11 protein-coding genes are annotated in these 13,077 nt (G+C 37.5%); 10 read left to right on the forward strand and 1 reads right to left on the reverse strand.

Annotated elements, in window-relative coordinates; genetic code table 11:
• The first annotated feature begins 185 nt into the window (after nt 1-185).
• The 8 genes from ACIQ7N_RS08935 (at nt 186) to nhaC (ending at nt 9,699) form a co-directional block, all read left to right on the forward strand.
• Nucleotides 186-968: a 3D domain-containing protein gene (locus ACIQ7N_RS08935; RefSeq protein ID WP_402931457.1), complete on the forward strand. Its 783-nt coding sequence runs from the start codon at nt 186-188 to the stop codon at nt 966-968.
• 185 nt (nt 969-1,153) lie between these two features.
• Nucleotides 1,154-1,705: a superoxide dismutase family protein gene (locus tag ACIQ7N_RS08940; RefSeq protein ID WP_132363714.1), complete on the forward strand. Its 552-nt coding sequence runs from the start codon at nt 1,154-1,156 to the stop codon at nt 1,703-1,705.
• 427 nt (nt 1,706-2,132) lie between these two features.
• Nucleotides 2,133-3,125, forward strand: a complete 993-nt coding sequence (locus tag ACIQ7N_RS08945) for a TAXI family TRAP transporter solute-binding subunit (RefSeq protein WP_402931458.1) — start codon at nt 2,133-2,135, stop codon at nt 3,123-3,125.
• Nucleotides 3,126-3,533: 408 nt separating this feature from the next.
• A complete protein-coding gene (locus ACIQ7N_RS08950; RefSeq protein ID WP_402931459.1) occupies nt 3,534-4,049 on the forward strand; it encodes a DUF1850 domain-containing protein in 516 nt (171 codons plus the stop codon).
• Nucleotides 4,046-6,085, forward strand: a complete 2,040-nt coding sequence (locus ACIQ7N_RS08955) for a TRAP transporter permease (protein WP_402931460.1) — start codon at nt 4,046-4,048, stop codon at nt 6,083-6,085. Before ACIQ7N_RS08950 ends, ACIQ7N_RS08955 begins: the two co-directional genes overlap by 4 nt.
• Nucleotides 6,086-6,379: 294 nt before the next feature.
• The gene (locus ACIQ7N_RS08960; protein ID WP_185903508.1) at nt 6,380-6,523 is read left to right on the forward strand and encodes a hypothetical protein; all 144 of its coding nucleotides are present in this window, start codon (nt 6,380-6,382) and stop codon (nt 6,521-6,523) included.
• 339 nt (nt 6,524-6,862) lie between these two features.
• The gene (locus tag ACIQ7N_RS08965) at nt 6,863-7,978 is read left to right on the forward strand and encodes an amidohydrolase (RefSeq protein WP_402931461.1); all 1,116 of its coding nucleotides are present in this window, start codon (nt 6,863-6,865) and stop codon (nt 7,976-7,978) included.
• 275 nt (nt 7,979-8,253) lie between these two features.
• A complete protein-coding gene (nhaC, locus tag ACIQ7N_RS08970) occupies nt 8,254-9,699 on the forward strand; it encodes a Na+/H+ antiporter NhaC (RefSeq protein WP_402931463.1) in 1,446 nt (481 codons plus the stop codon).
• A gap of 106 nt (nt 9,700-9,805) precedes the next feature.
• On the opposite strand, the gene ACIQ7N_RS08975 is transcribed toward nhaC, so the two are convergent.
• The gene (locus ACIQ7N_RS08975) at nt 9,806-11,047 is read right to left on the reverse strand and encodes a hypothetical protein (RefSeq protein ID WP_402931464.1); all 1,242 of its coding nucleotides are present in this window, start codon (nt 11,045-11,047) and stop codon (nt 9,806-9,808) included.
• A 215-nt stretch (nt 11,048-11,262) separates the two neighbouring features.
• Here ACIQ7N_RS08975 and ACIQ7N_RS08980 point away from each other — a divergent pair, with 215 nt between their 5' ends.
• Together ACIQ7N_RS08980 and ACIQ7N_RS08985 are read left to right on the forward strand one after the other, a co-directional pair.
• Nucleotides 11,263-12,375, forward strand: a complete 1,113-nt coding sequence (locus ACIQ7N_RS08980) for a mandelate racemase/muconate lactonizing enzyme family protein (protein ID WP_402931466.1) — start codon at nt 11,263-11,265, stop codon at nt 12,373-12,375.
• A gap of 12 nt (nt 12,376-12,387) precedes the next feature.
• Nucleotides 12,388-13,068, forward strand: coding sequence for a GNAT family N-acetyltransferase (locus tag ACIQ7N_RS08985; RefSeq protein ID WP_402931467.1), 681 nt, complete (start codon nt 12,388-12,390; stop codon nt 13,066-13,068).
• The last annotated feature ends 9 nt before the right edge of the window (nt 13,069-13,077 follow it).

Raw genomic sequence — 13,077 nt, forward strand, 5'->3', positions numbered from 1 at the left:
TGTTTGTTTTACCAAAAATATATTCAATATTGTATATTTTTCCTCCTTTATAGTAATAATTCGTAATATCAGGTTCATTAGTCCTGAGTTATTAATTGCATTCTCTAGCATGTTTGCATAAAAGAGCCTAACTCTAGTGTGCTAGCAGCAGATTGCAACATATTAAAATACGGAGGTTTTTAAATATGAAAAAACAAGCTTTAGCTTTAGCTGTAACATTCATCTTGGGATTAGGTGTATGTGCCAGCCCATCCTTTGCTAAGGACACAATTTCTTTTAGGCCATTCGATATGTTATGGGGAGTCTCAAAAATTTACAATTTAACTTTAGGAGATTATGAGCCACTGGATGAGACAGACTCGACATGGTTTTATCCAGAGCAAAATTTAAATGTAGTTGAGCCAAAAATTGATAAATCGTTGAAAGATCAACATTTCGTCGAGGCTGGGGATACATTATTTACAATTGCTCGTATAAACGGAGTGTCAGTGCAAGAATTAAAGGAATGGAATAATCTCCCATCTGATTTAATTTATGTAGGTGAAACATTAGCTATTAAAGCATCCGCGGCAAAACCTAAAACTGCCGAAAGCAAAACTAAAAAGGTAGCAACGACACCAAGTAAAAAGAAAGTAACGACATCAAGCACAAACACAGTGAGTGCTCCAACGAATACGGGCAAAACGTTAACAATGCGAGCAACTGCCTATACAGCGTATTGTGAAGGGTGTTCAGGGGTGACAGCGAATGGAACAGATATCAGAGCGAATCCGAACTTAAAGGTAATTGCTGTAGATCCGCGTGTAATTCCTCTTGGTACAAGAGTTTGGGTTGAAGGTTACGGAGAAGCAATCGCAGCAGATACGGGCGGAGCGATAAAAGGTAATAAAATTGATGTATTTATTCCTACCGAGGGACAAGCTCGTCAGTGGGGCGTCAAAAATGTAACTGTAAAAATTTTAAATTAATGTTAGTTGTAGGGTATCTCTAAGATTGGAGATATCCTTTTATTTTGCATTGTTTTAAGAATCAACATTGATAAAAAGCTAAGTGTACAAAGTTTACTTTGTAACCAACAATTCACAAAATTCTCAGCGAAATTGCATAAGTGGAAGGAATGTTGGCAACCATCTGAAATAGAGGAGGTATTTTTATGAAAAAAATGAGCTTAATAATTATTTCTTTATTAGTATTTGTCGGTGGTTGTAGCTTCTTTGAAAAGAAGGAGCAAAAAGTGGCAGTTAACGCAAGTTCAGGACCAACTGCAACTGCGAAAGTAATTGGTAAAAATAATGAAAGCTATGGCAATGCATATTTTGAGGAAGAGGATAATGGGGTTAAGGTGACACTCGCGCTATCAGGATTGCCACCCGGAACTCACGGCATTCATATCCATGCAGTTGGGAAGTGTGAACCACCAACATTTGAATCAGCAGGTCCGCATTTTAATCCGACGCATAAAGAGCATGGGAAGCTTAATCCTAAGGGATACCATTTAGGGGATCTTCCGAATTTAGAAGTTGGAGAAGATGGTAAAGTAGATATGACTTTCTTAGCTGAAGGACAAACATTAGAAAAAAATGCGGCTAACTCATTGTTACGTGATGGAGGTACTACATTAATCATTCATGAATCTGAGGATGATTATAAAACAGATCCTTCCGGTAATTCTGGTGCTAGAATTGCTTGTGGCATTATTCAATAAGGAAAATGAATCGACTGTATCTGAAGCAAAATACTTTAGATACAGTATTTTTGTTTTGGGGGTAAAAATCGACAATATTTTGGTTCATTAAAAAAGAATGTTAAGTATATAAGCCGGAACGGAAATCACCCCACATGATGATAAGAATTCCTCTTATAAAAGAAGAATTAAACGGTCATTTTGATCAGAAACATACATTTTTTATACATAGAGGAACTGGAAAAGTTTTCTCGGAAAAAGAATTTAATAGTTTAATGTAGATAAAAAAAGTGTGAGGTAGTTATTGATGAACTCCGTGAATAATAGGTATTTAAGAAAAATAGTATAATTATAAAAGACTGAATTTACTATAAATAGATTGACATTATTATACTATGTTTGATAATTTTAAGTAGATTATTACTTTTAACCAAGGGGGAAGGTTACAGTGAAGAAAAAACAATTTAGGCTATTAATGCTATTAAGTGCCTTTGCGCTATTGATTTTGGCTGCGTGTGGGTCTGATAGCGGAACGGGTTCAAAGGACTCGAATAAGGGCGAATCGGCATCATCTGAAAAGCCGAAATTTTTAAACTTATTAACAGGTGGAACACAAGGTACTTACTATGCACTAGGTGGGACGTTTGCTGATTTCATTTCTAAAGAAACAGGCATTAAAACAACTGCTGAAGTATCTCAAGCATCTGCTGCCAACATGACGGCTTTGCAAGATGGTAAAGGTGAAATTGCATTTGTACAATCAGATATTGCTTACTACGCTACTGAAGGAAAATTTATGTTTGAAGGCAAAAAAATCGATTCAATTGCTGCTTTAGGTGCACTTTATCCAGAAACAGTACAATTAGTAACGACCGAAGCATCAGGCATTAAATCATACGCTGATTTAAAAGGGAAAAAGGTTTCTGTAGGTGCGCCAGGTTCTGGTACTTACGCAAATGCTGAACAATTACTTGAAATTCATGGTTTAACAATGGATGATATCAAAGCGCAAAATCTTGATTTCGGTGAGTCTACTGACGGTCTTCAATCAGGCCAAATTGATGCAGCGTTTATTACTGCAGGTACGCCAACTGCTGCAGTAGAGGCATTAAATGCGACAACTAAAGTGAATATTATCGGTATGGATGCTGGTAAAGCAGATGAGTTAATTGCTAAATACCCTTATTATGCAAAAGATACAGTAAAAGCTGGTACGTATGGGATTGCGAATGACACAGAAACAGTTTCGCTTCTTGCTATGCTAGCAGTGAAAAAAGATCTTCCGGAAGATGTTGTTTATTCGATGACGAAAGCTATTTATGATAATGCAGGTAAGATTTCCCACGCGAAAGGGGAGTTTATCAAAGCGAAGACAGGTTTAGATGGTATTAGTATTGATGTTCATCCAGGTGCTCAAAAATACTTTGATGAAAGGAAATAACGGAACATTCGGGTTTGAATTTTATCAAACTCTAGCTTATAGCAAGTGAAAAGTTATTTTCTTAATACGAAGAGGCTCGGATTGCGTAAAGCTTCGAGTCTCTTTTCTTCCGTTAAGTATAAGCCGTGAGTAATAGCGAATTCAAACACCTGTATCTGTCGCCTACGCTTTCGGTACAAAAGACATTCGCTAAAATAAAGGAACTTTGTCTAAGAACGCCACGTCCTGTGGCAATTTATCTGTGCGAAAGCGAAGCGACAGCTACTGTGACTGAGTGACCAACAATAAATGCTGCTGACGCTGCGTTAGCACTACGCTTTCGCGCAAAAAACATTTGTTGGTCTAAAGCCTCCGGCGGACAATCACTGAATTATGCCAGGGCATAATTGATGTGGGGGAACAGATGCAGTGAGAAAGAGAACAATCATAATTGTTTTAGCTTTTTTATGTATTTGCTTTAGTCTAGTCATTTTTCTTCCTCTTCAAAAGGTATTCGCATTTACGGAAACACGTATAAATGATCCGATAATGCATTATATACCACTGACAACTGAGGATACATTTGAAATTAGATATACTCACTCTATCCATAAAACGGATGTACTCGAACATTATAAATGCATAGACGGAACACGTATTCAAATGTTAGGGATGGAGTATGAAAGTTTAGCAATCGGCATGCCAAGCTATGCAGAAAAAAATCAAACATTAACAGAACGCAATGGTAAATATTTTTTGCAGTTTGACAATGAAGTCATTGAAAATTTTACAATTTATATTGCCGATTTGGATTTAGACCTTGTATTAGATTACGAGAATTATGAATACGATTTAAAAAAAGACTTACAAAGGGGAAAATCCTATTTATTTGAGGTGAAGCGTTTATCGCTTTATGAACAATGGAAGGGAGTAAGGATGAAATGACGACACAGCATACATCAAACGACGAAGTAAAAAAAGAAGAATTCGAACAAATATCAGCTGAAGAGCAACAAGCGATACTTGAGAAATATGATATTGAATCCAATGTCCGAACGATATCGGGTATTATGAAGCATGTCATTTTCTTTGGATTACTAGCGTTTTCATTGTTCCAGCTTTACACGGCAATTAAAGGCCAATTTCCAGCGCAAATTCAGCGCACGATACATTTAGGTTTCGGTTTGACCTTAATTTTCTTGCTATTCCCTGCTCGAAAAAAAGCAGCAAAGAATAAAATAGCATGGTTCGATTATATTTTAGCGGTATTATCCATTGTTGTAGGTTCATATTGGACAATGAATTATACAGAGCTTGTTAATAGTAACGGTACTATTTCGCAAACAGATTTTATTGTAGGTCTTATAGCTGTCGTGTTAGTGCTTGAAGCAGCCCGTCGAGCAGTAGGTATACCGATTACTATTATTGCTATATGTTTCTTAATATATGCCTATTTCGGACCGTATTTCCCAGATTTCATGGCACATAGAGGTCAAGATATTGAGAGTATTGTTAATCTCATGTATTTTACGACAGATGGGATATTTGGAACACCAATTAGTGTTTCAGCCACATTTATTTTTGTGTTTTTGCTTTTTGGAGCATTCCTTGTCAAAACAGGTGTTGGCCAATACTTTAATGATTTAGCAGTATCTCTTGCAGGTAAATTAATTGGTGGTCCTGCAAAAGTGGCGGTTTTTTCTAGTGCACTTCAAGGTACGATTTCAGGAAGCTCTGTAGCGAATGTTGTAACATCTGGATCATATACGATTCCAATGATGAAAAAGCTTGGGTACCGTAAGGAGTTCGCAGGTGCGGTTGAGGCAGCGGCATCTACGGGTGGGCAGTTAATGCCTCCGATTATGGGTGCGGCAGCGTTTTTAATGGTCGAATTTATCGGTCGTGGAATAACGTATTGGGATATTGCGAAGGCTGCGGCGATACCTGCATTGCTTTATTTTACAGGCATTTGGATTATGACTCACTTCGAAGCGAAACGTGTAGGTTTAAAAGGTTTACGTGATGATCAAATGCCAAATCGTCGAGAGGTATTTAAGAAAATTTACCTTCTATTACCGATAATCTCTATCATTATTTTAATGTTAACAGGTACACCAGTCATGCATGCAGCGCTTTACGGTATTCTTATTTCTATTGGCGTTGCTATGTTTAATAAGGAAACACGTTTAAAACCAATGGATATTATTGATGCATTAGTTGAAGGGGCTCGTACAGCACTTGGTGTTGTAGCGGCAACAGCTTGTGCGGGTATTATCGTAGGTGTTGTTGTGAAAACAGGTCTAGGCTTAAGTTTAGCTAATAGTTTAGTAGAATTAGCTGGTGGTAGTATTATTTTAACGCTAATTTTTGTGATGATTGCTTCCTTAATTCTTGGGATGGGAGCGCCGACAACAGCGAACTATGTAATCACATCAACAATTGCTGCTCCTGCGATCGTAGCATTATTATCACCGAATACACCACAGGAATTAGTACCAGTAGTTGTGTTATTATCGGCACACTTCTTTGTATTCTACTTTGGTATTATTGCCGATATAACCCCGCCTGTTGCACTTGCAGCTTTTGCGGCTTCGGGAATCTCTGGTGGAGATCCAATTAAAACAGGTGTAAACTCAGCGAAGCTTGCGATTGCAGCATTTATTATTCCGTATATGATTGTATTTTCACCGGCATTACTAATGATTGATACAACTATACCTGAAATTATATGGGTAGTAATCACGGCCATTACAGGGATGGTAGCGATAGGTGCGGGAGTAATCGGTTTCTGGTATCGCAAATTGCATTGGTTTGAACGTATTATTGCGATTGCAGCTGGTTTATTACTGATCTATCCAGAAAAATTCTCTGATTGGGCTGGTTTAGCAATCTTTATTGTTATGTTTGTTATTCAATATGTAACGCAACAAAAAGATAACGGTGATGGCGATCAAAAAAGTAAAACGAGCGCTATAGCTTAAGGAATAGGTAAAAAGGGCTTACTCATTTTCTAGGTTAGTAAATGCTTTGCATGTTTACGGGGGAATGGAAGCGTGCAAAGTATATAGAACGCTTGTTTCATAAGTTTTACCATGAAGGGAGATGTATCGTAATGATACATCTCTTTTTCTCATTAACGCCGAATTTTAATCTAAAAAGTAGATGGTTTTTATACTTTTTATGCATAAGGAGCATCGTTTATTGTTTTTTTACAAAGGTCATTGTATAATTCTTTTATCAGAAAATTCAATCAAATAAAAAGGAGAGATGATTAAATGAAAAATTTGTTTAACTCAAAATTTGAAACATATTTAATGGATCAGGAACTGGAGCTTAATATGGAAGAGGAAAAAAATGAGGAGCAACTATCGATGGTGCATTATGATGAATATCCAGAAGGTTTTTTTACAAGTTTATAATAAATATTTGTAGGACTGTGCTAAAGGTAGAAATAACTTTTAACACGGTCCTTCATTTTTTTAGAAAAATTGAAAGTGATATTTTTTAAAATGTATCCATATAAAAGTTGACCTTCGTTCTAACTGGGCGACTCCTTGGAGATCAGCATTAGAGGAACGAAGGCTAAAACCATCCCGTCCTGTGATAACGACTTGGTCAACATCGTGTTTGCCCAAGACGTGCAGCGAAGCACCCAGTCGAAACGTAAATCAACCTACGCGTTATGTTCATTGTCCTCTTTTTTTTACGAAATAGTTTCCTGTATAATGGGAAACAAAAATGCGTATAGAGGTGTAGTTATGTCAAATGCTGTAATGTTAGAAGAGAAAATTTATCAATGGTTTGATCATTTTCATAAATACCCTGAAGTGAGTTGGAAGGAATTTGAAACTACTAAAAAGATAGCGTCGATTTTAGATGAGTTAAACGTATCCTATCGGTTGTTAGGGGATGTTCCAGGGCTTATTGCAGAAATTGGTACAGGTGATGAAATTGTTGCTGTACGTGCAGATATAGATGCTTTGTGGCAAGAAGTGGATGGGAAATGGCAAGCTAACCATTCATGTGGGCATGATGCAAATATCACGATGGTACTTGGTGCTTTATTACAGCTAAAAGATCGACCATTGCAACATCGCGTTCGTTTTATTTTCCAGCCTGCTGAAGAACTTGGGAATGGAGCTTGTGCAGCCTTTGAACGCGGAGCTGTTGAGGGTGTATCGCATTTATTTGGTGTTCATTTAAGACCAATTGAAGAGCTACCACTTGGCAAGGTGTCACCCGCTATCCATCATGGTGCGGCATATTTTTTAGAAGGAACAATACGAGGTACTGATGCTCATGGTGCTAGACCTCATCAAGGTAAAAATGCAATCGATGTTATTATGGCCGTACAACAAATGCTCAATAGCATACATTTATCACCTTTCGAGCCTCATTCGGCAAAGTTAACGAAAATTGTTGCAGATGGTGGTAGTACGAATATTATTCCAGGTACTGCTAGCTTCTCTATGGATATTCGCGCGCAATGTAATAACCAACTAGAATTGCTTCGTAGTCGTATTGAGTTTGGCTTAACATCAATCAAGCAGCAGTTTGAGATTGATATGGGGTGGGAATGGTTAGATTTCACACCTGGCGCAGAGGTTTCTTCAGTTGCTGCACGTATGGCTAAAGACGCGATTATTGAAACGCTTGGAGAAACGCATCTAGCTGGGGAAATAACAACACCTGGAAGTGATGATTTCCATTTTTACACAGTTAAAAAACCTGAATTAAAAGCAACGATGATTGGGATTGGTGCCGACTTAACTCCAGGATTACATCATCCAAAAATGACTTTTGAACGCAATGCACTAATTGATGCTGCAAAGGTACTTGCTTGTGTGCTAGAAAAAAAACCTGAATATGAATAACGATAGCGAGAGGGAGCTATATCAAAAGTGCAAAATTCTTTTGATATAGTTCCTTTTTCTTTTCTTTTTTTGTAGAAATGTATGAATATTTTGTATTGTCTCAAATGGCTATTTGAAAGCGTTTTAATGCGCAAAAATAGTCGAAATTGCTAGAGAAGCATAAAATTTTTGCGTTGACTTTTAATTTTTTGAATATTACGCTAAAAAAGCGTAAAAATTATTTGCGTCTTTGACAATCGAGATTAACAATTAGTGCAAAAAAAGGGGATGGATTCATGAAAAAAGAGATTAATGCGGGTTGGGCACTTCTGACTTTTGCAATAATGATTATAGCTATGCTAGTTACAGTAGTTGTGTTAAAGCAAAGTCCTCACGTACCACTTATTATTGGAACAACTGTAGCAGCCATTGTCGCTAAAATGCATGGATTTAAGTGGATAGAAATTGAGGAAATGATGTATAAGGGGATACGTCTAGCTTTACCAGCCATTGTTATTATTATTTTAGTAGGTTTGACAATTGGCGCATGGATTGGCGGCGGTGTTGTCGCAACAATGATTTATTTTGGTTTAAAATTAATTTCTCCAGCTTGGTTTTTAGTAACAATCATGCTGTTATGTGCCATTGTTTCACTGGCGATTGGTAGCTCATGGTCAACGATGGCGACAATCGGTGTTGCTGGTATGGGTATCGGTTTAAGTATGGGAATCCCTGCAGCAATGATTGCTGGAGCTGTTATTTCAGGCGCGTACTTTGGTGATAAGATGTCACCGTTGTCGGATACTACTAACCTCGCAGCAGGTTTAACAGGTACCGACTTATTTGATCATATTAAGCACATGCTTTATACAACAATTCCTGCTTTAGTCATTGCCATTGTTGTATTTGGTATCATGGGAAGAAGCTTCGCAGATATCTCAATGAAATCCGAAAGTATTTTAACAACATTAAAAGTAATGGAGGAAAGCTTTGTTATTTCTCCTTGGTTATTGCTTGTACCAGTTGGTGTAATTGTATTGGTAGCGAAAAAAGTCCCTGCAATTCCAGCTTTAATTATCGGAATAATCTCAGGATTCTTACTACAAATCTTCGTACAAGGCGGTACACCTACAATGGCTGTACATGCCTTACAAGAAGGATTTGTGATTTCAACTGGCAATAACATGGTGGACAATCTATTTAACCGTGGTGGCTTAGATTCGATGATGAATACGGTTTCAATGACAATTGTGGCTATGACATTCGGTGGGGTGTTAGAATATTCCGGCATGTTAAAAGCTCTTATGAATGTCATTATGAAATTTGCTAAATCAACAGGAAGCTTAGTTGCTTCAACGATTGCTGCATGTATTACAACAAATGCTACATGTTCTGAGCAGTATATTTCAATTGTTGTTCCGTCACGTATGTTTGCGAATGTGTATAGAGAGCGTGGCTTGCATTCGAAAAATTTATCTCGTGCGTTAGAAGATGGGGGCACACTAACTTCTGTATTTTTCCCATGGAATACTTGTGGAGTCTTTATTTTAGCAACGTTAGGGGTAGGTGCCATGGAATATGCACCATATGCAATTATTAATTTCCTTGTACCTATCATTTCTATTTTTTATGCATATATCGGATTTGCAATTGTTAAGATGACACCGGAAGAAATGGAAGCAGCAGAGAAGCGCAAAAAAGAGGAAGAACTAAATAATACTGATATGGTCATGGCTGACTAAATCTCTTCTGATAGGAATTAAAGTCTCGCGGATGCAAAGGCATCTGCGAGAGCTTTTCAGTTAAATTCCTTTCAGCGGGAAGCAATATGCCTCGGCATCATTACTCTTAATAGGTTGCAAAGTTCAATTCATATATTGTGCGTGGGCGACCTTGTTGATGTGTCATTTCTTCACCAACAACTTTTGCATAACCGTTATCCACTAATTTTTTAATTATGCGCTCTGTTGTGCGACGAGTAACCTGTAAGTATTCAGAAAGATTATGGGATGTAAATTGCGCTGATTGTCGCTCTCGGCTAAAATGAATGATCTTGGATATATTTAATGGACTTAAGCTTGTTTGCTTTGCCATTTGTAAAATGTAAGGATCATCTGTTTTTAAAGCTAGTTTTACTTCCGATTTTGGAAATGGACCAAGCAAATTTTTATGTTCATCTAGTATATAAATTTCACATGGTTTAGCAAATGTTAAAGCATTTTTAGCATTTTGGTTAGCTTCAAATATTGAATGACCATACCCAAAAGCTAGTTTAAATGGCTGATTAGTTTGATGGTACAAGTTCTGTAAGGTCTCTTTTTCGAGTGCCTTTTGCAAATGCCCAGCTGTCGTATATAGCTCAAAAGAGTAAGGTGAAATTTCTTTATAAGTTGCATGTGTAGTAGCGGCGATGTGCGTTAACATATCATGTTCTATAGGTTTATTTTCAAGAGCTTCTAAAAGTCCAACTACAGCTTTGACAGATTCGGATTTTAGAAGAAGTGATTGGGATTTCGTTTCCTCTAAGCATTGTACAATGGAGTTAGTTGCATCTAACATGCGCATTGCAGGTATTTGAAGAGCTTGTAATTCATCGAACACACTATGGATACTTGTTATGACAAAATCAATGCTGTTAGCCTCCCATAAAGCTATATGATGCTGCAATATAGAGTGGGTGGGTTTCGTGATTGAAATAGGTTGGATATATGGTTTTGAACCACGATACTCTATTTCTGTTAGAACATTTTCTACAATAGCGGGATTCATAACATCAATGGAAATTCTATTTAAAGGTACTGCATGATTGGCTATAAGCGATAATAAAGTTGTAGAAATTGCCGTCTCATCTTGTTTAATATAATTCCAAGGTATTGGCAGTTCTGACAGTGCAGGTCGGGCATGTAAATAGGGGAGTGTCCCCCCGAATAAAAGGGCATCACATGGCTTCATTTCCTTTAACAAAACGGGTGCTTCTGTAGGTTGCTTGTAAAGGTAAAAATCTATTTGAATATTCTCTATGTTTTGTGCGATACTGTTTATACGCTTCATAAATGCTTTAGAGCAGATAATCGCTATTTTAGTAGACATAGGCAAAGTTCCTTTTCTATATTTTTTAACTTATTTCAGCAGGTGTCCAAACACCTGCTGAAATAAGTTAAAGCCTCTGGTGGAAGTCACGGAATCGGAAAGGAGTTCTTTGTGCAAGCACAAAGCCGATTCCAGAAAAAATTATGCCGAGGCATAATTGATTAATAATTAGCGACGTATTAGCGACAACTAAATTATACAGGAGATTGATCAAAATGAAAATCCAACAAGTAGAAATTTTTGCAATTCATTTACCACTTATTGATCCATTTATTATCAGCTATGCTACATATGATACAATGCCTTCTATTATTTTGAAGGTGACGACAGACACAGGAATTGTGGGCTACGGTGAAGCAGTACCAGATGAGCACGTAACAGGGGAGACGTGGGAGAGCACATATGCTGTATTAAAGAACCAGCTTGCCCCTGCAATCATCGGAGAAGACCCAATGGCCTTTGAAAAACTTCACGATAAATTGAATAAAGTCGTGAAGGATGTACCAGCAGCGAAAGCAGCGATTGACATTGCTTGTTTCGATATTGCAGGGAAAGCGTTACAAGTTCCAGTGTATCAACTACTAGGTGGGCGTTATCATGAGAAATTCCCGATTACACATGTACTGAGCATTGGAACACCTGAGGCGATGGCAGAAGAGGCGTTTAACCGTGTAGAGATGGGCTATCGATCTTTTAAAATGAAGGTAGGAACAGAGGTAGGCCGTGATGTTGCTCGAATTAAAGCGGTGCGTGAACGTATTGGTGAAGATATCGCCATTCGAGTAGATGTAAACCAAGGATGGGGCAATGCGTCAACTACTTTACAAGGTTTACGTGCATTAAAGGATCTAAATATCGATTGGTTAGAGCAGCCAGTAGATAGTGAAGATATTGATGGTATGGTAGAAGTGAAGTCGAAAACAGATGTACCATTAATGATTGATGAAGGGCTTCGCGGTGTACGTGAAATGCGTGAAATTATTGCAAAGCGTGCTGCAGATAAAGTCAATATTAAATTAATGAAGTGCGGTGGAATTTATCCTGCTATGAAACTAGCAGTGATGGCTGAAATGGCAGGCATTGAATGTCAAATCGGTTCAATGGTAGAATCATCGGTTGGTTCAGCAGCAGGTTTCCATGTAGCATTCTCTAAAAAAATAATGACAAGTGTAGAATTAACAGGTCCATTAAAATTCTCTAAGGATGTTGGAAACTTACACTATGATGTGCCATTCATTTGTTTAAATGAAAAACCAGGATTAGGTGTAGACGTAGATGAAGAAATCCTTAAAGAATTATGTAAGTTCTCAACAATTGTAACAGCTTAAGGAGGCGGCGGAATGGAAAAAATTTACGAAGGCATGCTTGGGGAAACGCCGTTTTTTGTGACAACATTAAATCTTCAGCATTTGCAAGAGATTGAAAACTTACAGCTTGTAGTTTATCAATCATTAGCGGACCAAAGTGTTTTACAACCACTAAGCACTGAGGAGTTTAACTATATTTTAAGCGGCAATGGCATGATGATAGGTGCTTACGTAGGAGATGAGTTAATTGCCTTTCGTGCATTATTGAATCCACCTGTTGATGCCGAACACCTTGGCTATGATTGTGGAATTGCCGAGGATGAATTTCATAAAGTGTTATATCAAGAAATATCGAATGTCTCACCAACATATCGTGGCTATGGATTACAAAAAACATTAGCCCAAATTGTCATGGGTCATATCGATTTAGAAAAATATGATTATGTATGCTCAACAGTAAAGCCATATAATATCCCTAGCTTGAAAGATAAATTTTCTCAAGGATTAGTCGTAAAGGGATTAAAGATTAAGTATGTAGATAAGCTACGTTATATTTTTTATAAAGATTTGCGTCAAGAGCTACCGACTTTTACAGAAAAGAAGTCGATATCGATGGGAGATACAGTTAGTCAGCAACAGCTTTTGAAGCAGGGGTATACAGGTACTTCTATGTTTGAGGAGCAAAATGATTGGTTTGTCGTTTATGAAAAATAAATAACAGAA

Origin of the sequence: Lysinibacillus sp. NPDC095746 (assembly GCF_044763535.1) — a bacterium.
Classification (GTDB): domain Bacteria; phylum Bacillota; class Bacilli; order Bacillales_A; family Planococcaceae; genus Lysinibacillus.